This is a genomic window from Actinomadura sp. 3N508 (assembly GCF_044326375.1).
Lineage (GTDB): Bacteria > Actinomycetota > Actinomycetes > Streptosporangiales > Streptosporangiaceae > Spirillospora.
The window spans coordinates 328776-349288 of the sequence record NZ_JBIRAX010000003.1; the positions used below are offsets into that span (position 1 = coordinate 328776).

Annotated in this window: 19 protein-coding genes; 6 read left to right on the forward strand and 13 right to left on the reverse strand. The window is 69.1% G+C overall.

Annotated features, from left to right (window positions below; genetic code table 11):
* Positions 1-13: 13 nt before the first annotated feature.
* The 5 genes from ACH34S_RS12855 to ACH34S_RS12875 form a co-directional block, all read right to left on the reverse strand.
* Complete coding sequence (locus ACH34S_RS12855) at positions 14-1084, reverse strand: DUF6348 family protein (protein WP_395952783.1); 1071 nt, start codon at positions 1082-1084, stop codon at positions 14-16.
* 16 nt (positions 1085-1100) lie between these two features.
* The gene (locus ACH34S_RS12860; RefSeq protein WP_395952784.1) at positions 1101-1784 is read right to left on the reverse strand and encodes a DUF6193 family natural product biosynthesis protein; all 684 of its coding nucleotides are present in this window, start codon (positions 1782-1784) and stop codon (positions 1101-1103) included.
* Positions 1785-1902: 118 nt separating this feature from the next.
* The gene (locus tag ACH34S_RS12865) at positions 1903-2931 is read right to left on the reverse strand and encodes a tetratricopeptide repeat protein (RefSeq protein WP_395952785.1); all 1029 of its coding nucleotides are present in this window, start codon (positions 2929-2931) and stop codon (positions 1903-1905) included.
* A complete protein-coding gene (locus tag ACH34S_RS12870; RefSeq protein ID WP_395952786.1) occupies positions 2889-2999 on the reverse strand; it encodes a DUF397 domain-containing protein in 111 nt (36 codons plus the stop codon). Before ACH34S_RS12870 ends, ACH34S_RS12865 begins: the two co-directional genes overlap by 43 nt.
* 66 nt (positions 3000-3065) lie before the next feature.
* Positions 3066-3935: a hypothetical protein gene (locus tag ACH34S_RS12875; protein ID WP_395952787.1), complete on the reverse strand. Its 870-nt coding sequence runs from the start codon at positions 3933-3935 to the stop codon at positions 3066-3068.
* A 713-nt stretch (positions 3936-4648) separates the two neighbouring features.
* Here ACH34S_RS12875 and ACH34S_RS12880 point away from each other — a divergent pair.
* Positions 4649-4921 (forward strand): hypothetical protein, encoded by a 273-nt coding sequence (locus ACH34S_RS12880; protein ID WP_395952788.1) that lies wholly within the window; start codon positions 4649-4651, stop codon positions 4919-4921.
* A gap of 183 nt (positions 4922-5104) precedes the next feature.
* Here ACH34S_RS12880 and ACH34S_RS12885 read toward each other — a convergent pair whose 3' ends face one another.
* The gene (locus tag ACH34S_RS12885) at positions 5105-5953 is read right to left on the reverse strand and encodes an SAM-dependent methyltransferase (protein WP_395952789.1); all 849 of its coding nucleotides are present in this window, start codon (positions 5951-5953) and stop codon (positions 5105-5107) included.
* Between the two features lie 230 nt (positions 5954-6183).
* On the opposite strand from ACH34S_RS12885, the gene ACH34S_RS12890 reads away from it, so the two are divergent.
* The gene (locus ACH34S_RS12890) at positions 6184-9441 is read left to right on the forward strand and encodes an NACHT domain-containing protein (RefSeq protein WP_395952790.1); all 3258 of its coding nucleotides are present in this window, start codon (positions 6184-6186) and stop codon (positions 9439-9441) included.
* 375 nt (positions 9442-9816) lie between these two features.
* A complete protein-coding gene (locus ACH34S_RS12895; protein WP_395952791.1) occupies positions 9817-11280 on the forward strand; it encodes a DHA2 family efflux MFS transporter permease subunit in 1464 nt (487 codons plus the stop codon).
* A gap of 649 nt (positions 11281-11929) precedes the next feature.
* Here the strand turns inward: ACH34S_RS12895 and ACH34S_RS12900 are convergent.
* Positions 11930-12160: a DUF397 domain-containing protein gene (locus ACH34S_RS12900; RefSeq protein ID WP_121434796.1), complete on the reverse strand. Its 231-nt coding sequence runs from the start codon at positions 12158-12160 to the stop codon at positions 11930-11932.
* A 199-nt stretch (positions 12161-12359) separates the two neighbouring features.
* Here ACH34S_RS12900 and ACH34S_RS12905 point away from each other — a divergent pair, with 199 nt between their 5' ends.
* On the forward strand, positions 12360-13058 hold the full coding sequence (locus ACH34S_RS12905) for an ATP-binding protein (protein WP_395952792.1): 699 nt from the start codon (positions 12360-12362) through the stop codon (positions 13056-13058).
* Here ACH34S_RS12905 and ACH34S_RS12910 read toward each other — a convergent pair.
* A complete protein-coding gene (locus ACH34S_RS12910; RefSeq protein ID WP_395953317.1) occupies positions 12991-14424 on the reverse strand; it encodes a trehalose-6-phosphate synthase in 1434 nt (477 codons plus the stop codon). The two genes, ACH34S_RS12905 and ACH34S_RS12910, sit on opposite strands and share 68 nt — an antisense overlap.
* Before the next feature lie 689 nt (positions 14425-15113).
* Positions 15114-15575, reverse strand: a complete 462-nt coding sequence (locus ACH34S_RS12915) for a DoxX family protein (RefSeq protein ID WP_395952793.1) — start codon at positions 15573-15575, stop codon at positions 15114-15116.
* Positions 15576-15712: 137 nt separating this feature from the next.
* On the opposite strand from ACH34S_RS12915, the gene ACH34S_RS12920 reads away from it, so the two are divergent.
* Both ACH34S_RS12920 and ACH34S_RS12925 read left to right on the forward strand, forming a co-directional pair.
* Entirely contained in the window at positions 15713-16174 is a 462-nt protein-coding gene (locus ACH34S_RS12920) for a MarR family winged helix-turn-helix transcriptional regulator (RefSeq protein WP_395952794.1), read from the forward strand.
* 27 nt (positions 16175-16201) lie between these two features.
* Positions 16202-17302 carry an FAD-binding protein gene (locus ACH34S_RS12925; RefSeq protein WP_395952795.1) on the forward strand — a complete coding sequence of 367 codons (1101 nt, stop codon included), beginning with the start codon at positions 16202-16204 and terminating at the stop codon, positions 17300-17302.
* 46 nt (positions 17303-17348) lie between these two features.
* Here the strand turns inward: ACH34S_RS12925 and ACH34S_RS12930 are convergent, their stop codons facing one another.
* The 4 genes from ACH34S_RS12930 to fdhA all read right to left on the reverse strand — a co-directional run bounded on the left by ACH34S_RS12930 (position 17349) and on the right by fdhA (position 20498).
* Positions 17349-17948 carry an HD domain-containing protein gene (locus ACH34S_RS12930; protein ID WP_395952796.1) on the reverse strand — a complete coding sequence of 200 codons (600 nt, stop codon included), beginning with the start codon at positions 17946-17948 and terminating at the stop codon, positions 17349-17351.
* Between the two features lie 22 nt (positions 17949-17970).
* On the reverse strand, positions 17971-18489 hold the full coding sequence (locus ACH34S_RS12935) for a YbaK/EbsC family protein (protein WP_395953318.1): 519 nt from the start codon (positions 18487-18489) through the stop codon (positions 17971-17973).
* 85 nt (positions 18490-18574) lie between these two features.
* On the reverse strand, positions 18575-19258 hold the full coding sequence (locus tag ACH34S_RS12940) for an SUKH-4 family immunity protein (RefSeq protein WP_395952797.1): 684 nt from the start codon (positions 19256-19258) through the stop codon (positions 18575-18577).
* A 25-nt stretch (positions 19259-19283) separates the two neighbouring features.
* Positions 19284-20498 (reverse strand): formaldehyde dehydrogenase, glutathione-independent, encoded by a 1215-nt coding sequence (fdhA, locus tag ACH34S_RS12945; protein ID WP_395952798.1) that lies wholly within the window; start codon positions 20496-20498, stop codon positions 19284-19286.
* Between the last annotated feature and the right edge of the window lie 15 nt (positions 20499-20513).

The following is a 20513-nucleotide window of genomic DNA, read 5'->3' on the forward strand; positions in this document are numbered from 1 at the left end:
ACCGCACCCGTCCTTATACGCTGTCGACGGGCACGAGCAGGCCGAAGAGCCGGACCGCGACCCTCCCTTCGGGCAGCGGCGCCGCGCTGTCGGCGACCACCGCCTTTCCGCCGGACCACTCCTGGTTGTCGAGGAGTACCTCGTTGGTCTCCAACCGGCCGTCGTGGTGGGCGACGAAGAAGCGCAGCCCGTGCACCTTTCGAGTGAGCGGCTGCGAGCGCAGCGCCTCCAGCAGCCGGTCGAGCAGGGGCGCGGCGGACGGCACCGGCCGATCGGCGAACAGGTTGATCTGAGCCCCCAGAACCAGCTCGAACGCGCCGTCCGGATGCTCGTATCGCTCCCGCTCCACCTGGTCAGGCGCGGCACCTGAACGCAGCAGGCCGTCGACGATCGGATGCAACGCGCCGCGCTCGAAGCTTCGCAACGCCCAGCCGATCGCGTCGCGCCACGTGGCGCCGTGGCCGGCGAAGCTCTCCACCAGCCATGGTGTGGCAAGCGCCGGGTGCGACACGGCGAAGTCGATCTGGACCAACACCAGGCCTTCCGGAGCTGGGTGGACGAACAGCTTCGCGTCGACCTTCGTCTCGCCGCCGAGCGGCACACCATGGCCCCGTAGCAAGTCCTCGAACACGGCCCGGGGCGACGGTACGCCACCGTCCCCCGGCCGGGCCGGCTCCAGATCCCGCGCCAGCCTGGTCGCGCCGATCTCCAGGTCCGCCAGCCGCGCCCCATCGCCCAGCGAGCTGTTGATCGCGTTGAACTCGGCGCTGCGCACCGCGATCCGTTCGATCTCACCGCGATCGGCCCTTTCGGCGCGTGCCAGCGCGGCCACGAACACCGGCTCGGCCCGCAGGTCGACCCGCCCGCCCGGGGCCTCCACCTCGTCCGGGTACGCGACCTCCCGCAGCAACCGCCGCGTGAACGCCATCGGCAGGAACAGCAGCAGCCGCTCGGCCAGCCACGGCTCGACACCGGCCCCGGTCAGACGGTCTCGCACCTCACCATCACTCGGCGGCTCCGCACCCGCGCAGAACGCCGCGACCCCCGCCTCGACGGCAGCGTCGAACCCCACTGAAACGATCATCGCGAAACCCTACCGCTCAGGTGGAATCCGTCCCATCAAGGTCATCAGCGGTGCCGGCGACGGCCGGCCCGCAGTTGCGCGGAAGGTGGGCGACGACCAGGGCGACCGCATCGTGCGGGTTGTCGGCCTCTCCGATGGACGCCGGGATATGCGGCGAGCGGTTCTGCCACCACACGACGCGGTAGGTCCCATGCGGCCGGGGATCGATCACGGGGACGTCATGGGTGTACGGGAACCCGGTGCAGCGGCTGAAGTTCAGCGACCGGTGGCTGTGGAAGGGAAACAGCGCTCGCAGTCGCGGTTGGGCGTATGCGGCCTCGATCAGGTCATGGTCGACGTGCGGGGCCGAGGTTCGCCGGTAGATCGCCCACCGGACTTCGACCGCGTCGCCGCGTTCATGGGCTTCGGCAAGCGGATCGTACTGGACGAACGAGCACGCGGACTGCAACTCGGAGAGGCACCGGCCCGTCTGCCAGAGGCTTATGGCTCGGGCCGCCGCAGGAAGGTCGGCGGCTTTCGCGCCGGCCATCGCCACGCCCCGCTGCCAGAACTCCATCCGGAAACAGCGTTCTTCGCTGCCCGCGATGGTGGTGACGTGCCGGTGATCGTCACCGACTCGTGTCACGCAGTCCCACCATCCGGGGGAGCTGGTGAGCTGCGCTGTCAAGTCATGCCCGGTGTCGTCGAGCGCGGCCTGCATCGCGGCCCGCAGGCTCCCCGTCCGGGCGATCTCGGGATACAGATCCACGTACTCGGGGCGGGGTTGCCGGGTCACGGCTCCCACTTTGCCCGAGTGTCGCTGATCTTGAACCGGGCAATCAGAAGTGTCCGGCGCCGGTGTAGGCCCGCGTCATCGTGGGTCGTTCTTCTTGCCGTCCATCCCCGCCAGGATCCAAGGGGGTGCTTACCCCGAGCGTTCCGCTCGTACCGAAGCTGGTGAACTGAGGACGCTTCGGGACGAGGCCATAGACCACCAGAACCACGCCGGCAACGACCCACCACCACGTTCCCCAGTTCTTCCAGATGACGAACGCGCCCACGCCAATAGATGCGAGTTGGCTCAGGCAGCCGAACATGGAGATGACCCCGGGCACGGGCGGGATCGCATGGCCGGGCGCGCCGGTCTTGCCCGCCGGGAAAGACTCCAGGAACTGCTTGAGAGCCGCGGCGTCCTCCAGGTGGCCCAAGTCGGTGAGCACCACGAGGGCCTGTTCCAAGGTCGCGCGCGCGGCGCTGTACTGGCCCGATTCAGCTAGCCGCTGGGCCAGCGTTTCCAACGTCGCCGCCTCGGCTTTCCTGTCGGCCACTTCACGCCAGATGGCAAGTGCGTCCCGATGGGCCTTGATCGACCGCGCCAGATCACCGGGGCTCGCCACGGCGAGGATCTGGCCGAGATGCGACGTGGCGAGGGCCTCGGCCGACCGGTCACCGGCCAGGCGGCCGACCTCGACGGCCCGCCGCGCCGTCGCGACGGCGAGACCGGGCCAGCCCGACTTGACGTGGATGGCCGCGAGGTTGGACAACGCGGCGCACTGCCCGTCCACGTCCCCCAGCTCAACGAAGATCGCGAGGGCCTCCTCATGGGCGGCGATGCCCTCCTCGATCCGGCCGGACCATGCGAGCACACTCGACAGGTTGTCCAGCGCCGTGGCCAGGGCCTTCCGGTGCCCCGCCGCCCGGCTGATGTCGACGGCCCGCAGGTAGACGGTGATCGCCTCCGAATACCGCCCCTCCCGAGCCAACGAGAGGCCGCGATTGTTCAGCTCCGCCGCCTCGGCCCACGGCTCCCCGCCTTCACCCGAGCTCACGTCGCGAACCCAGGCCTCAAAGCGGCCACCTCGACGCACAACTGGCCTTCGCTGCCGCTGGGGGTGCTCTTACGCCATAAGGAAAGAACCAACTCTTGGCTGATCATGTCTTTGACACTAGACACCTGCGGTCAAAAAGAAAGAGGGCCGCTGAGACTCGGCCGCCGACCGGTTCAAGAAGGCTTTCGGGAACGCGGGCAGACGCGCCTTTCGGCGAGGACGAGAGCGGCGATGGCGGCCGCGCTCAGGACCAGCACGAGAGGAGTACGCCCCGGGCTCGGGTGTGGCCGTGGCACATCGGCGGCGGGCTGGTCGATCTCATCGACATCGGAATGCAAGAGCGGTTCGAGCTGCCGTCTGGTGTTGGGAATTGCCCGAACCGCAAGCGGAAGCGCGAGCAGCGGAAGGATGAGCACCAGTGTCCCGGTCACGTACACCGCCGTCCTGAGCCCGGGGGTCGGACGGCTGAGATCCCACATGGACGCGTGGGATGCCGAAACGTAGTCGAAGACGGGGAGCGACAGGACGAGGTAGGCCATGGTGACGCCACAGAACAGGTTGACCCGCCTCCGCCATGCCACGTGCCCGCGGGGTGGACGGCCGCGAACGGCGACCACGAAGGTGATCACGAGCGTCAAGGCGGCGACGACCCAAGAGCCGATGTGGAACCCCCAATGCTCCTCCCCGCGCAGCATTTCCGAGACATAGGTGTCGGCGGCCACCACCGCGCCCAGCAGCCGCGCGAAGAGCAGGACGTGGACGGTGACGATCATCAGCCGCAGTACACCCTCGACCTGCCATCCGTAGGCGATGATCAGCCAGATCAGCACCATGCCCAGGGCGACCGCTGCGGACCAGCACATATTGACCGCCAGCACCCACTGGGTCCTTGCCCTGCCACAGACCCGCTCGCCCGCCATGTTGATGCCGGCGCTCGCCGTCAACGTGAACGACATGAGCGCCGTGAGAAGCAGCCGCATGGCCAGGGCGGCCTTGGGGCATCGCCGGGAACCGGTGACGACCTCGATGAGCGCCGCGAACATGAACCCGGCGAGCAGCCCCGCGAACGGCACGGAGGCCTTCGCCGCTTCGATGGGGCTCCAGAGTGTGTCGCAGGAATCCTGCCCGGGGGCCGGTGCAGTCAGGGCCGGGGAGAGTAGAGCCGAGAACATGCACGCAACTTTAAGTTACTGACGAATCACAGAACGTCGCTCCCAGTCCCGTGCCGCGATGGAAAGTGGCGAGATCAAAGGCCACGACGGTTCCGGCGGACCCAGCTGCCGACACTCCGCCCACCACCTGCGCTGGTCACACCGACGCCGCCCCCACCAAGCCCGGGCCCGCACCTGCCACCAACGGCGGCGAGCGATCACGGCGCGCGCGGGTGTGGGCGAACAGACCATCTACCGCTGGTGGAAAATCAAGGAGGGCGTGACCTTCGATATGGCGAGAGAAACCGACCTCGACCTGGCGCTCTTTCGCTGCAAAGCCGCACGAACACACCGTCAGGCTGGCAGCATATGGACATGACTGATCTCTACGATTACTTCACCCAGAAACACGACTACTTCAACTACGACTACTTCAGCGCGCCGAAGCCGCACTGACGATTTTTGATCTCGAGTCGGAAGACGATTCGCCAGAAGTCGTCGGCCTGGAAGACGCCGGCTTCCGAACACTCAAGACCAGAGGGGTCGATGCGTTCCTAGAGCTTGGTCACCTCACGGCATTGCTGGTCGGGCACCCCGTCAGTGACGTGGAGAAGCAGCCGCACTTCTGCGAGACCCTCCTGATCTATCCTGAGAATGACACCACCCAGTTGGTCACTGTCACGGATCAGTTACGGGATGCGCTGGCGGACGCCTCCCCCGAGAAACTGGCCGCGGTTGCCGAACGCTGGCACCAGGCGGGGGAACTGTGGGTGGTCGAGGTGGAGCTGCTGACCGCGTGGCTGTCAGAGTTCGCGGCATTGGCGACGTACGCCCGCACGCAAGGTCACCGTCTCTACTGTCTGACATCGATCGGGTGAGGCCGAGACTACGCCCGCGATGAACGCCGTCGATGGCACGCCGGCCTCTACATGGCGGCGACAGCCGCCTCGTGATCGTTGATCGTCATAAATCGTGATCACCGGACGGCTTCTTTGCCTTACGAAGCAGCCCTGACCGAGATTACGATCTACCACTGCCGTACTAGCAGGTCCGCCCTGACCTCAGGGCTTCCGGGCCACCGCACCGTACCCGTCAACGTGGACAGGTTCGTCCGCCGGGTCGGGCCGCCACTGCGAGATAGAGACCATCCCCGGGTCGACTTTCTCCAAGCCGTCGAAGAGTGCGTCGAGTTGCTCGATACTGCGCAGGTTGTAAGGCAGGGTCCCGGATTCGGCGTACTTCTCGGTGCTGCGTTTGGCGGCCTCGGTCGTGTCCGTGCAGTCCCAAAGAACCAGGTAACTGCCCGATGGAACGCCTGCCATCGTCTCGTCGACGATCTGCTTGACCGTCTCGTACTTCTGGCAGAACCCCATCACGCCCATGAACATCACCGCGATCGGCTGGCTGAAGTTCAGAACGTTCGCCGCCTCCGCCAGGATTTGCTGCGGATAGTGATAGTCGGCGTCAAGGTATTCGGTCACGCCCTCTGGAGTCGTACCGCGCATCAACGCGCGAGCGTGCACAAGGACCATGGGGTCGTTATCGACGTAGACGACGCGCGCCTCGGGAGCGACACGCTGTGCAATCTCATGAGTGTTGGACTCGGTGGGCAGCCCGGCACCGATGTCCAGGAAGTTGCGGACCTTCGCCTCGGCCACCAGGTGGTTGACGACCCGGATCAGGAACCGGCGGGACTGCAGGGCCAGCGGGACGAGATCGGGATTCAGCGCGGCGGTGGCGTCGCCGACCTCCCGGTCGATCGCGTAGTTGTCCTTGCCGCCCAGCCAGTAGTTCCACGTCCGGGCCGGGGACGGGACATCGGTCCGCACCCGCGCCAGCACGTCGTTGGGCAGGTGGGAGGGCTGATTCGCGGCCGGGCCGCCGCCAGGAGCGCCGCCAGATGGGGGCATCGCCAACTCCTCAAAATGTCTGATTAGCCGGGATTCTACGGTTTCCCCACCCCACATGTCAGGAACCTACGACCGACGCCACCCGCGAACCGCTCGTGGACGGCGGCGCGCAGGTTACGTCCACGTTCCGCCGACAATTCGGGCACGCCGGAAACCGCACAATGGCCATTGTGCGAACGCGCACGCGCCTAGCTCGCGATAATGGCCGCTTCGGATGAATTGGGGATGCCGTGTCCGTCGAGGTCGCAGCGCTGCGGGTGGGCGGTTCGGTCGCACAGCTGGCCATCGGGCGATGGCTCGCGGGGCACACCACCAGGAAGGCAGCCGGGAAGGATCTCGTCGAACTGATCAAGACCGGAGTCCCGGACGAGATCAAGCGGCGGCGCCTCCAGCGGCAGTTCGAGGACATCGCCGATTCGGTCGCCGAACGCATCCTCACCTTCGCCGGACACGAATTCGGCGGCCTCTCCGACGGTGACCGCCAGGCCGCCCTTCACGAGGTCGTCCGAACGCTTGAGGACGCCGACCTCTCGGACGAGGCACTGTTCGCCGCCGACGCCGATCCTGTGAAGCTGGCGCGCGGGCTGAGGTCACGACTGTCGGCCCGCAGGGCTGAATTCGAGCTGGGTGAGGCGGGAGCCCGGCTGTATCAGGTCACGCTGGACGAGTGCTGCGACTGCCTGGCCCGCATCATCGTCCATTTGCCGCAGTTCGGCCCGCGTGCGTCGGTCGAAGCGCTGGGACGGCTGAGCGGCCTGTCAGAACAGGTTCACGCCGTTCTGGCGCGCCTCCCGGCGCGGACGCTCGACGCCCCCGAAGGCGAGTCAGACGATGACGAGTTCACCCGCCGCTACCTGGCTTCGATCAGCGAGTCGCTCGACACGCTCGAACTGTTCGGCGTTCGGTTCGAGCGGTTCACCCGTCCGCAAACGACACTGAGCGTCGCCTACATCAGCCTTAACGTCTCCGACGATGGAAAACGCGCTCGCAGAGCCGCCTCGCCACGGGCCGTTCCCGTCAGCGAATGGCGTGACGAGGTCACACCGAGTGCCGTGCGGGTAGAGAGTGCGCTTCGCGATAAGCGCCTGATGCTGCTGCGCGGCGAGGCGGGCGGCGGCAAGAGCACCCTCCTGCGCTGGCTCGCCATCACGGCCGCGCGGGGCTCGTTCAGCGGTCCATTGAGCGACTGGAACGGATGTGTTCCGTTCCTCGTCAAGCTGCGCAGCCATGCCGGCGTTCCGCTGCCTCGTCCCGAGGAGCTCATAGACGACGTCGCCGGAAGCCTCGCCGGGCTCATGCCGCGCGGCTGGGCACACCGCCGCCTGGCATCCGGACGGGCCCTGCTCCTCGTGGACGGCGTGGACGAGGTCACGACCGCCCAACGGCAGGTGGTCAGATCCTGGTTGAAGGACATCGTCGCCCAGTTCCGCGACATCCGGGTCGTCGTCACGTCCCGTCCGGCCGCCGCGGGTTCCGACTGGCTTCGTGCCGAAGGCTTCGCGACGGCCTTCCTCGAACAGCTGGCCCCGGCGGACGTGTGGACGCTCGTCCAGCATTGGCACACCGCCGTCCGCGAGTGCCCGGACCTGCCGTGCCCGCCGGAACGGCTGCCTTCGTACGAGGCGCGCCTGCTGGCACGCCTGGAAGCGGCTCCCCATCTCCGGACGCTCGCGTCCAGCCCTCTGCTCGCGGCGATGCTCTGCGCACTCAACCTCGACCGCGAAGCACTCCCCCGCAACCGCATGGGCCTCTACGCGGCGGCCTTCGAAATGCTTCTGGAAACACGGGACACCAAGCGCGGCATCCCGAGCAGCCTCGAACAGGACCAGAAGATCCGCATACTGCAGGACATCGCCTGGCATCTCTCCACCAGCGCCCGCGTCGAACTGCCCAAGTCGATGGTCGAACGGCTCGTCGACGATCGGCTGGCGTCCATGCCACGGGTCGACGTACCTCCGAGCAGGGTCTTGGACGAACTGCTCCAGCGCAGCGGCATTCTCCGTGAGCCGGTGCCGGGTCGCATCGACTTCGTGCACCGGACCGTCCAGGAGTATCTCACCGCCAAGCAGGCCGCCGATCTGGGCGACATGGAGCTTCTCGTCCAGAACGCGCACCGCGACACGTGGCGCGAGACCGTCGTCATGGCTGCGGGCCACGCCAACGAGCCGCTGAGGCGCGAACTCCTCACCGGCATCCTGAACCGCGCCCGAACCGAGAGAAAGCACGCCCGCGTTCTGAAACTGCTCGCCGTCGCCTGCCTGGAAACACTCCCAGTCGTCCCGGACGACCTCCGCAAGGACCTCGACCGATACCTAGACGACCTCGTCCCGCCCCGCAACGAAGCCTCAGCCCGTTCCCTGGCCACCGCGGGCGAACCCGTCCTCGCCCGGCTCCCGGAGGCCCTGGACGGTCTCGGACCGGGGGCCGCGGCGGCGACGGTACAGACGGCCTGGCTTATCAACGGACCGGCGGCCATGGACGTCCTGGCACGGTACGCCTCTGACACCCGTCAGCGGGTGCGGGAGCAACTGGTCAAGGCATGGGACTACTTCGACGCTGACGAGTTCGCCCGGAAGGTCCTCGCGCCGTCTCCCGGAACCACAGAACTCACGCTGATCGACAAGCCCCGGCAGGTGGCAGCCCTCGACAAGCTGCCCGCGCTCACCGATCTGCACGTCTCCCTGGACGAGATCAACGATTTCGGCTTCCTCGCCGCGCACGCCGAGACATTGGTCTACCTGAACCTCTTCTCGCCACGGCCAATGGCGGATCCGGCGCTTCTCCCTCCGCTCCCGGCACTGCGCAGATTCGGTTTCGGGTTCCCTGGGCTGACGAACCTCGGCGTTTTGGACGACCTGCCACGACTCGACAAGCTCTTCCTCCACAATTGTGAAGGAATCATCGACTACTCGCCGCTGCGGCGGCAGAGCCGTCTCACCGTTCTCTCGATGTTCGGCTGCTCCCACCTGACAGACCTCGCCATGCTCCCCCCACCTGAAGCTCTGTGGGGGTTGGGCATCAGCGGCTCGAATCTCACCGTCGACGGCTTGGAGGCGATCCGGGAGCGAACCCCCGACCTCGGGGCCCTCTTGGTGAACCACTGCGACTGGGTAACCGACCTCAGCCCGCTCATAGGCACTCCCCTGGAGAACTTCCAGTGCGACGGATGCCACGTAACCGATTTCGCCCCGCTCTCTTCACTGACAGGGCTGGAGATCCTCAGCATGCATGAGACCTCGATCCAGGATCTCGAGCCGCTGCGGAGTCTCACCAACCTCAGGTCCCTCTGGCTCAACGAGTGTGACCACCTCACAGATCTCCGTCCCATCGCGTCCTTACAGCGCCTGAGGTACCTCGACCTGACAGGCGCCGCGCCTGGGATCGATCTGTCACCACTGGCGGCGAACCGCAAGCTCACCGTCCACATCGGCCCCGGGCAGGACGTGCGGGGGGCGGAGGCGTTGGGGCGGCGGTTGAAGGTCTCCTAGCCGAGCGCTGAGTTCCGGCGGGGCGGCGGTCGGCGTGGGTGTAGCGGAGGCGGGAGTCTGATGTCGCGTCTGTCACAATTCGTTGACCTCAAGTGGAGTCGAGGTCGCAGGCTGGACGTCGTGGAGCAGGGCGGTTCTGTCGGACCCCCTTGGAATACTCCCGGAACCTGCGGAGTTTAACGGTTCGCGAAAGTGTCAGTCGCTGCAGTATTTTGCGGCAGTACCCCCTTGAACCTGCCCACGGTCCCTGCGTGCCCGCATGCGCGGGCCCCGACGATTGGATGAGAGTTGACCGCTCCCGCGTCTCCGACGACAGCGGACGGCCCAGTAAAGGAGCCCGCAGCCGACGGCGGGCTTGACCGTGGCGTGCTCGCCGTGGCCGGGGTCGTCATTCTCGGCGCCATCATGGCGATCCTGGACGTCACGGTCGTCAATGTGGCCATCAACGACCTGGCCAAGGAGTTCAACACCTCGCTGGCGACGATCCAGTGGGTCGCGACCGGCTACACGCTGGCGCTGGCCACCGTGATCCCGCTCACCGGCTGGGCCTCGGCGAGGTTCGGCACCAAGCGCCTCTACATGATCTCGATCGGCCTGTTCGTGGTCGGCTCGACGCTCGCCGGCTTCGCCTGGTCGGCGGAGTCGCTGATCCTGTTCCGCGTCCTGCAGGGCCTCGGCGGCGGCATGATCATGCCGGCCGCGATGACGATCATGACCCAGGCGGCGGGGCCGCAGCGGGTCGGCCAGGTGATGAGCATCGTCGGCGTGCCGATGCTGCTCGGCCCGATCCTCGGCCCGATCATCGGCGGCTACCTCGTCGACGACGTGTCGTGGCGGTGGATCTTCTTCATCAACCTGCCGATCGGCATCATCGCGCTGCTGCTGGCGGGCAAGGTCCTCAAGCGGGACGAGCCGAAGCCGGCCGAGCGCCTCGACTTCCTCGGGCTGATCCTGCTCTCGCCCGGCCTGGCGTCGCTGATCTACGGCGTCGCGAAGGGCGCCGAGTCCCGGGACTTCCTGAAGACCGAGCCGCTGATCTTCACCGTGGCTGGAACGCTCCTGGTGCTCGGGTTCGTGTTCCGGGCGCTGAGCGCGAGCAACCCGCTGATCGACCTGCGGCTGCTGCGGCGCCGGTCGGTGGCGGCGGCGTCCGGCACGATGGTGCTGTTCATGGTCGCCTTCATGGGCGCGATGCTCCTGCTGCCGCTGTACTTCCAGACGGTGCGCGGCGAGGGCGCGATGAACGCCGGCCTGCTGCTGGCCCCGCAGGGCCTCGGCGCGATGCTCACGATGCCGATCGGCGGCAAGCTCACCGACCGGATCGGGCCCGGACGCGTCGTGCTGTTCGGCATGGTCGTGGTGGTCGCCTCCGTCTCGGGCTTCGCCGCGATCCTGGAGGCGGACACGTCCTACTGGGCGCTCGGCGGGGCCCTGTTCGTGATGGGCCTCGGCATGGGCCTGACGATGATGCCGACGATGGCCGCGGCCATCCAGACGCTCGTGCACGACGAGGTCCCGCGGGCCAGCACGATGCTGAACATCATCCAGCAGGTGTCCGCGTCCATCGGCACCGCGATGATCTCGGTGCTGCTCGCCAACCAGCTCACCTCGAAGCTGGACGAGGCCGGCTTCGGCGGCGCGGGCGGCGGCGAGATCGGCAGCACCGAGAAGGTGCCGCCGGCGATCATGGAGAAGATCGCGCCTCCGATGGCGGACGCGTTCCAGCACACGTACTGGTACGCGGCCGGGCTGCTCGTCCTGGCGTTCCTGCCGGCGCTGCTGCTGCCGCGCCGGAAGCCGGAGACCAGCGCGGCCGACACGCCGATGCCGATGCACTGAGCCTCCTCCCGCCGTCGCGGAGCGCACGCTCCGCGACGGCGGGAACGCTCACGAGAACGCGCCTGGCGCCTTCCACGCTCCGACCGGGTCACCAGACCCCCGGCCGGGGCGTCGCGCCGTCCACGGCCCTCTCAAAGGTCGCGCGGCCCATCCAGCCCCTGAGCGACCGCAGGCCGCGGCGTTGCCCGAGACGGGCGTAGATGGGGCCCGGGATGCGCGGGATGCGCCCAGGCCGGGCGGCCGCGCGCTCTCCCTCTCGGCGGGCATGGGCGGAGCGTTCCCAGGCCAATGTGTTGCGGGCGCTCCTGACTTAGCGCTCAGGGCATGAGGCGCGGAGTGCCGGGCGATGTGGTCGGGCCCGGACCGCTAGGGCGGCGGTCCAGGCGACGGCGACAGAGCGCGGACGGTTCTCCAGCGAAAACGTGATGTGGCCCCCCGGGCGCAGCCCCTCCACGCGGGGAGCAGCTGCGCGAGCCGGTCGGACTCCTCATTCGATTACCGGGAGGTGACGGTCCTCCCGGAGCCCGCCACGATGACGGCGGGCTTGTCGGGCTTCTAAGCGGGGTTCTGCCCAAGGTGCATCGGCCGGACGGTACCGGCCTGGCGGCCGGGGATGGGTTCCCGTTCGGTAGAGCGGGCCGGCCGGTGGTCAGACGAGCATGTGATCGAAGTCGCCGTCCTTGGCTCCTCCGACGAAGGCCTCCACCTCCTCGCGCGTATAGACGAGCACGGCTCCCTCGGGATCGCGGGAGTTGCGCACGGCGATCTCCCCGCTGGGGAGTTCTGCCATCTCGACGCAGTTGCCGGACGGATTGCTCCGCCGGCTCTTCTGCCACACGAGTTCGCCGCGCCAGACGTCCAGCAGCTGTTGGCCGTCCATCGTTGGTCTGCCCCCTCTAGGCGTCTCAACCTCCACGCGGGAGGCTGCGATCTCGCCCCACCCCACACGATGGTACGAGATGCACGTGCATTCGTTCTTGCATCGGTTCATGCAGACGGTCTTGCATCTGCACGACTTGAGGAGCAAGATAGCGAACGCTCGCCGGTGACCACCCCGCACGCCTCTGAGGTTGTTGACCATGACCGTTGACCAGGCAGACGAAGTCGCAGCACCCGCCGCCATGGCGGGCGGCAGGCCGCGGCACGCCCCGGCTCTCCATCCGTGGCCCGATGCGCCTCCTGCGCCGCTCGGCCCGAACACCCCGACGAACGTCTCCGCGAGCGGCCCCGCGCACGGGCCCGCCAGCACCCCGGTCGCCGTGCCGGGGCTGGCCGGGCTCTGGCCCGCGCCGCACTCCGGCACCCCGCGCATGGCCCGCAAGGTGTTCCCCGCGGAGATCACCTCGCCCCGCGCCGCGCGCGAGTTCACCCAGCTCACGCTGGACGGCTGGGGCATGTCCGGCGCCGCGGGCGACGTCGTCATCGCGGTGTCGGAGCTGGTGACCAACGCGCTGCGGCACGGCCTGGAGGGGCTCCCCCAGCCGCTGCCGCTGTGCCCCATCCAGGTCGTCCTGATCGGGCACCCGAGGCGGCTCGTCGTCTCGGTGACCGACCCGGGCGGGCGGGCGCCCGAGCCCGTCCCGAGCGACCCGGCCGGGTTCGTCGAGGGCGGCCGCGGCCTGCTGGTCGTCGGCGCCCTCAGCGACGCGTGGGGCTGGGCTCGGCTCGCCACCGGCGGGAAGGCCGTCTGGGCCGCCTTCGACCTGCGGGTCAGCCCTCCAGCGCCGGAATATGCTCCGCCTGCTCCAGCCGGACCCCAGGACGCTCCAGCTCGCTGAGGAAGTCCTGGGCCCAGCGGTCCACGTCGTGCTCGATCACGCGGCGGCGCATGGTGCGCATCCGCCGCGCCTGGTCGGCCGGATCGGCGTCGAGCGCGGCGAGCAGCGTGCCCTTGAGCCCGTCGATGTCGTACGGGTTGACCTGGAACGCGCCGCGCTTGAGCTCGGCCGCGGCGCCGGTGAACTCGCTGAGCACGAGCGCGCCGCGCAGGTCCTTGCGGCATGCCACGTACTCCTTGGCGACGAGGTTCATGCCGTCCCGCAGTGGTGTGACGACCATCACATCGGCGGCGAGGTAGAGGGCGGTCAGTTCCGCACGGTCGTACGAACTGTGCAGATAGTGGACGACCGGAAATCCGATTTCGCCGTATTCGCCGTTAATGCGGCCTACCTGCTGTTCGATCTCCTCCCTCAGCAGCTGGTACTGCTCGACCCGCTCCCGGCTCGGCGTCGCGATCTGCACGAACACGGCCTGCCCCGGCTTGAGGCGGCCGTCCTCGAACAGCTCCCCGAACGCCTGCAGGCGCTGCGTGATGCCCTTGGTGTAGTCGAGCCGGTCCACGCCGAGCAGGACCGTCGCGTCGCCCAGGTCCGTCCGGATCTCCTGCGCCCGCTCCTGGACGTCCGGACGCCCCACCAGATCGTTCAGCTCGCCCACGTCCACGGAGATGGGGAACGCGCGGGCCCGGACGACGCGGTCGTCCCAGTAGACGTCCTGCTTGACGTAGCGGGCGTCCAGGAGCCGCCGGCAGAGCCGCACGAAGTTGGACGCCGCGCCCGGGAGCTGGAAGCCGACCAGGTCGGCGCCGAGCAGCCCCTCCAGGATCTGCCGCCGCCACGGCAGCTGCCAGAACAGCTCCAGCGGCGGGAACGGGATGTGCAGGAAGAACCCGATGCGCAGGTCGGGACGCAGCTCGCGCAGCATCCGCGGGACGAGCTGGAGCTGGTAGTCCTGCACCCAGACGACGCCCTTCTCGGCCGCGACCTCCGCCGCCGCCTCCGCGAACCGCCGGTTCACCTGGACGTAGGCGTCCCACATCGCGCGGTCGTAGACCGGCGGGGCGACGACGTCGTGGTAGAGCGGCCAGAGGGTGGCGTTCGAGAAGCCCTCGTAGTACAGCTCCACCTCCCGTGCGGTCTGGGTGATGGGGTGCAGCGCCATGCCGTCCTCCTCGAACGGCTGCAGGCGCTCGTCGGGCGCGCCCGTCCAGCCGATCCAGGTCCCCTTCCTGCGCCGCATCACCGGGGCGATGGCGCTGACCAGGCCGCCAGGACTTCGCCGCCAGCGCGGCACACCGTCCGCCCCGACGGTCCGGTCGACCGGAAGCCGATTGGCCACCACTACGAACTCACTACCGCGCGACACTGCGACCCGCCTCTCCAGGAACTCCCAGTGATCACCATGCCCAGAAACGGACATCAGGAACATCTTGTCACTTCGACGTTAAGGGGAGATGTCCTGAAAAGGGGGTTGTCAGGCGAGCGGGCGGCCATCCAAGAGGATTGGATCGAGCCATATTCCTTTCTCGGCAGGCAACTCTTGTTTACCGCGCCGTCACGCTCGGGGTGACTCGCGCGAACAGAGTTACCTAGATCACACCTGGCCCGCATGGGCATCGTACGCGACGACGCTCACGGACGGTGCCAGAACGATGCACAGAGTCAGGAGCGCTGGAGAGCGAGGCGTGTGACCACGGGGGCGCCGCGCTCGGCGGGTCGGCGGCCGGAGGGGTCGGCGAGGGTCGGCGGTGCGTGCCGCGCCTCCAGCCCGTCCACGTCCATGGCGCGGGATCTCAGTGAGCGGAGATCCTGCGCCTCCGGGCCGTGGACGGGCCGGGCGAACGGGCCGACGCCCCTGGGGCGGAGAGCGCGTCGGCCGAAGGCCAGACCGGCCGGGTGGGGGCCGGGCCGGGTCTGGCGTGGTCAAGCTTGTTCGGGCCGGGTCAAGCAGGGTGGGACAGGGTTGGACAGGCCAGGCAGGGTTGGAGAGGCTGGGCAAGGTTGGACGGGCCGGGCCGGGGCAGCCAGGGCGGGCCGCCGAGGCCCGGGCCGGGGTCAGGCGGGGACGGACTCGCGTTCTGGAGCGTTCTCACCACGGCGGCGGCCCCAGAGCAGGCCGTCCAGCGAGAATCGTCCGGCGCCGGTCCCGGCGAGGAGCAGCGACGCCCCGAAGAGGACCATCACGTACTCGTAGCCGCCCTTGTCCAGGAAAAAGCCCTTGTCCATGTGGACGTAGTAGAACGCGCCCGCCATGTTCACGGCGTGCAGCAACGCGACGACGGGCACCAGCAGGCCGATGATCAGCGCGATGCCGCCCACCAGCTCGACATAGGTGGTGAAGTAGGCCGAGATCTCCGGCAGCGGGATGCCGAGCTGGTCGAAGCCGGCGGCCACCTCGGAGTGCCCTTCGTCGGAGAACTTCTTCCAGCCGTGTGCGGTGAACATGGCACCGATCGCCACCCGTCCGATCAGCAGGCCGGTGTCGGAGATGGCGGGAAAGCGGCGGGGCGGGAGCATGCCTCGGACTCCTCTTGTTGAAGGTTCAAATATGAACTTCCTCCGACGCTAGCAGACTTGATTCAAATCCAGACCATCTTGAAAATTCAGTTCGCCTTCTAACCAACTAGAATCACCAGGCCACCTAGAATCACCGCATGAACCAACCCCGGGACGCCCTCGCACCGCGGGAGCTGCGCGCCTGGATGGCCTTCCTGGCCGCCGGGCACCTGATCGACCACGAGATCGAGCGGCAGCTCAAACGAGAGGGCGGACTCTCCCACGCCGAGTTCGAGGTGCTCGTCGGGCTGAGCCTCGCCGAGGGCAACCGGCTGCGCATGTCCGACCTCGCCCGCGTGGTGATGGTGTCCAAGAGCCGGCTCACCTACCAGGTCACGCAGCTCGAACGCGCCGGGCTCGTCCGCCGGACCGGCAACGAGGCCGACCGGCGGTCGGTGTGGGCCGAGCTGACCGACGAGGGCGCCGAGGTGCTGGCCAAGGTCCGTCCCGGGCACCGCCGCGTCGTCCGCGAGACGCTGATCGAGGTGCTGGCCCCCGAGGAGATCGACCTGCTGGGCGATGCCCTCGGCCGCGTCGCCGACCGCCTCCGGCAGCGATGACCGCGCGGCGGCCGGGAGGCGGTGCGCATGCGTGACTTCGGCGGGATCGTGGAGCGGTCCCCGGTCCGCGTCGTCCGGCCGAGGTCGGCGGGCGAGGTGGCGCGCGCCGTCCGCGAGGCCGCCGCCCAGGGGCTGGACGTGGTGCCGCGCGGTCTCGGGCACTCGACCTACGGGCAGTCGCTCACCGCGGGCGTGTCGATCGATCTGCGCGAGCTGACCGGTGTCGAGGTCGGCGCGCGACATGCGGTCGCCGCCGCCGGAACGCGGTGGCGCGACGTGCTCACCGCGACGCTCCCCCACGGGCTGGCCCCGCCGGTGCTGACCGACTACCTCGACGTGACGGTCGGCGGGACGATCTCCGCGGGCGGCGTCGGCGGGACGTCCCACGTGCGCGGCGTCCAGGCCGAGAACGTGCTCGCCCTCGACGTCGTCGTGGACGGCGAGCCCGTGGTCTGCTCCCCCGCCGTCCGGCCCGGCCTGTTCGACGCCGTCCGCGCGGGGCTCGGGCGGCACGGCGTCATCACGCGGGCGACGATTCCGCTGGTCCCGGCGCCGGAGCGGGTGCTGTGCTGCACCATCCCCTGCCGGGACGCCGAGGACGTGCTGCGCGTCCAGCGCGAGATACCGGCGGACGACATCTCGGCGCAGGTCAAGCCGTCCGAGGACGGCGGCGGGTGGGTGTACGAGGCCAAGATCGTCCGTTATGGGGACGAGGCCGAGCCGCCGCCCGGCACCAGGGAGACCGAAAAGCTCTCCTTCTTGGACTTCTGCGACCGTTTGCGTCCCGACGTCGAGGAGCTGATCGGTCTCGGCGAGTGGGCGCGCCCGCATCCGTGGGCGATGGTGTTCCTGCCCGCGGCGCGCGCCGCCGAGGTGATCGAGGCGACGCTGGCGGAGCTGACCACGGCCTTCCTGGGGCTCAGCGGGGTCATCCTGATCAAGGCCCTGCGGGTCGGGCACGTGCCGATGCTGGCCGTGCCGGACGATCCCGTCCTGTTCAGCGTCCTGCGCACGGCTTCGCCCGGGTGCGCGCCCGTCGCGGACATGCTCGCCGCCAACCGGGTCCTGCTCGACCGCGCCCGCGCCGTGGGCGGCACCCGCTACGCCGTCGACTCGGTTCCCACCTGATCGCCGGACCGGCCCGTCCCGGCCCGAGCCCGGCCCGGTCCGGGCTTCAGGTGATCGGGTAGGCCGACTGGAAAGCGAGGCGGCGGTCGGCGCCGGCGGCGAGGCGGTCGCAGACGTCGTCCAGGGCCATGAACACCTCCCATGGTTCCTGGCCGGAGGCGGCGGCGAGCGCGTCCACGACGCGTTGTTCGAGGCCGGTGACGCGCTTGGCCTTCCAGACCTTGTCGGCGAGGCTGACGAGCAGGTCGTCGAGGCCGGTGCCCGGGTCGTCCCAGGACGCGTGGGTGCGCGCGAAGCGGGCCAGGCGCTCCTCGACACCGCGCTCGCGGAGCAGTTCGTATCCGGCTTCCTCGTGGTCCGCGCCCGGACCGGACAGTTCGGACGGATGCCGCGCCTTCCCGATGTCGTGCGTGGCCGCGCCGAACAGAACGGCCTCCGCGTCCACGGCCGCCGACGGATGGTGTTCCCCGGCCCAGGCGACCAGTTCGGCGGCCACGTCGTGGACGGCGCGCAGATGGGCGGCCAGGCGCGGCGGAGCGTCCAGCTCCTCCAGGAGGCGGACGGCACTGCCGGGCAGCGGACGCGGACCCGGGTCGGTGAGCGCGCGGCGCAGGGCGGCGGAGGTCATCGGCTCGGCGGAGGTCATCGGCTCGGCGGCGCGGGCGGCGTCAGAGCGCCAGGGCGATGACCTCGGCGCCGGGAAGGGCCGCGAGCGCCTTGCCGGGCAGGAGGATCTTCGATTTGCGGAGGCCGCTGCCGATCACTGCCTGCGGGGCTGCGGCAACGGCCTCGTCCACGAGGATCGGCCAGCCCTCGGGAAGGCCGATCGGGGTGATGCCGCCGTACTCCATGCCGGTGAGCTCGGTCGCCTCGGCCATCGGCGCGAACGACGCCTTCCGGGCGCCGAGCCACTTGCGGACGACGCCGTTCACGTCCGCGCGCCCGGTGGCGAGGATCATGCACGCGGCGTAGGTGACCTCGCCGCCGCGCTTGGCGGCGACGACCACGCAGTTGGCGCTGGCGTCGAGCGGGACGTCGTAGCGCTCGCAGAACGCGGCCGTGTCGGCGAGCTCCGGGTCGATCTCGGCGACCTCCGCGCCCGGCACGCCGCCGATCGCCGCCGCGACCGCGTCCGCGAGCAGTTCCGGACGCTCGCCCGCCGGTTCCCATTCCAGCTTGCCGACCATCGGCGCATCCCCTCTCATGTTTCCCAGGCTCCCACCTTGCCACGGCCCTGGAGGGCACCGTGCGCCGGCGCGGATCGGCGGGCTCTCACCAGTTCTCGAGGATCTCCGGCCATTCCGCGTCGCCTTCGGCGGCGGGCGGATCGGCTGACCGCACCCACTCCACGAAGGCGTCGAGACGGTCGGCCACGGCGTTCACACACGCGACATCGAATGGATCGGCACCCAGGACCAGCTTCCTCAGCACCCCGGAGGCCCTCTCATACCGCCAGTACGCGTTCACGAAGAGCGAGACCGAGGAGTTGAAGAGGCTCGGTGACATGTACGGGAACTCGGGATGCCTCTTCCGGTGATGCGCAACGAATTCCGGATTCCGCCTCTCGAGTTCGGCGGCCTCCTCCATGTCCATTGGCGGGGGCGGCAGCATGTACACGGCGCCCGTACCGGCCACGGCGACGACACGGGCTTCGCTGCTGAACTTCACCAGCCCGTAGAGGTGCTCGCCGGGGAATTCGCTCTCGACTATCAGGACGGCGTCCTGGTAGTCGACGTCGAACAGGCCGCCTGAGCTGTTCGGCAACCCCCATCTGATGAGCGCGTCGCGGTCGGCCTCCGGCAGCCGCCACCGCCCGACCTGGGCGGGGTCGGGGAGTGCCTGCTGCCGGGGCGCGACGATGTCGTCCAAGGGCGCGGCCAGCAGTTGGTCGTATTCCTTGAGCGTCGCTGCGACTTCGGCGCCTGACATGAAGTCGCCGTACTCGGATACCGGCACCCTCTGGACATTATCTCTGGGTGGGTCAGGCCGCTGCTCCCACCAGGCCGTGCGGGTCGAGGATGTACTTGTGCGCCGCGCCCTTGTCGAACGCGGCGTAGCCCTCGGGCGCCTCGTCGAGCGGGATGACCGACGCGTTGACGTTCCGCGCGATCTGGACGCGGTCGTGCAGGATCGCCATCATCAGCTGCCGGTTGTAGGTCATCACCGGGCACTGTCCCGTGGTGAGGACCTGCGACTTCGCCCAGCCGAGCCCGATGCGCAGGCCGAGCTGCCCGACCTTGGCGTTCTCGTCCGGCGCGCCAGGGTCGCCGGTGACGTAGAGGCCGGGGATGCCGAGCCGTCCGGCGGCGCGGGTGATGTCCATCAGCGTGTTCAGGACGGTCGCGGGCTGCTCGCCGGCGGATCCCTCCGGGCCGTGGCCGCGCGCCTCGAACCCGACGCAGTCGACGGCCGCGTCCACCTCGGGGACGCCGAGGATCTGGTCGAGCTGCTCCGGCACGTCGGCGTGCGCGGACAGGTCGATCGTCTCGCAGCCGAACCCGCGGGCCTGCTCCAGCCGCTGCGCGTTCATGTCGCCGACGATCACGACGGCGGCGCCGAGGAGCAGGCACGCGGTGGCGCAGGCGAGCCCGACCGGGCCCGCGCCCGCCACGTAGACGGTGGAGCCGGTGGTGACGCCCGCGGTGTGGGCGCCGTGGTAGCCGGTCGGGAAGATGTCCGACAGCATCGCCAGGTCCTGCAGCTTCGCCATCACGGTGTCGCGGTCGGCGGGGAACTTGAGCAGGTTGAAGTCCGCGTACGGGACGACCGCGTAGCGGGCCTGGCCGCCGTGCCAGCCGCCCATGTCGACGTACCCGTAGGCGGCGCCCGGACGGTCCCGGTTGACGTTCTCGCACACGCCGGTCTGGCGCTCCTTGCAGTTGCGGCAGCGCCCGCACGCGATGTTGAACGGGACGCTGACGAGGTCGCCCTCCTTGATGAACTCGACGTCCCGGCCGCACTCGATCACCTCGCCGGTGATCTCGTGGCCGAGCGTGAGCCCGGCGGGCGCGGTGGTCCGGCCGCGCACCATGTGCTGGTCGGAGCCGCAGATGTTGGTGGCCAGTACTTTCAGGATGACGCCGTGCTGCAGTTTCCGGCCGTTCTGCTCGGCCAGCTCGAGCTTCGGGAAGTCCAGGTCCTCGACCGTGACCTCGCCCGGCCGCTGGTACACGACGCCTCGGTTGGTGTCCGCCACGGCCCCTCCCTCCGC

Bases quoted from the DNA above. Each gene is read 5' to 3' on its own strand.
- ACH34S_RS12855 (WP_395952783.1), bottom strand. From the start codon at position 1,084: ATGATCGTTTCAGTGGGGTTCGACGCTGCCGTCGAGGCGGGGGTCGCG.
- ACH34S_RS12860 (WP_395952784.1), bottom strand. From the start codon at position 1,784: ATGCAGGCCGCGCTCGACGACACCGGGCATGACTTGACAGCGCAGCTC.
- ACH34S_RS12870 (WP_395952786.1), bottom strand. From the start codon at position 2,999: ATGATCAGCCAAGAGTTGGTTCTTTCCTTATGGCGTAAGAGCACCCCC.
- ACH34S_RS12875 (WP_395952787.1), bottom strand. From the start codon at position 3,935: ATGTTCGCGGCGCTCATCGAGGTCGTCACCGGTTCCCGGCGATGCCCC.
- ACH34S_RS12885 (WP_395952789.1), bottom strand. From the start codon at position 5,953: ATGCCCCCATCTGGCGGCGCTCCTGGCGGCGGCCCGGCCGCGAATCAG.
- ACH34S_RS12900 (WP_121434796.1), bottom strand. From the start codon at position 12,160: ATGGACGGCCAACAGCTGCTGGACGTCTGGCGCGGCGAACTCGTGTGG.
- ACH34S_RS12905 (WP_395952792.1), top strand. From the start codon at position 12,360: ATGACCGTTGACCAGGCAGACGAAGTCGCAGCACCCGCCGCCATGGCG.
- ACH34S_RS12915 (WP_395952793.1), bottom strand. From the start codon at position 15,575: ATGCTCCCGCCCCGCCGCTTTCCCGCCATCTCCGACACCGGCCTGCTG.
- ACH34S_RS12920 (WP_395952794.1), top strand. From the start codon at position 15,713: ATGAACCAACCCCGGGACGCCCTCGCACCGCGGGAGCTGCGCGCCTGG.
- ACH34S_RS12925 (WP_395952795.1), top strand. From the start codon at position 16,202: ATGCGTGACTTCGGCGGGATCGTGGAGCGGTCCCCGGTCCGCGTCGTC.
- ACH34S_RS12930 (WP_395952796.1), bottom strand. From the start codon at position 17,948: ATGACCTCCGCCGAGCCGATGACCTCCGCCGCCCTGCGCCGCGCGCTC.
- ACH34S_RS12935 (WP_395953318.1), bottom strand. From the start codon at position 18,489: ATGGTCGGCAAGCTGGAATGGGAACCGGCGGGCGAGCGTCCGGAACTG.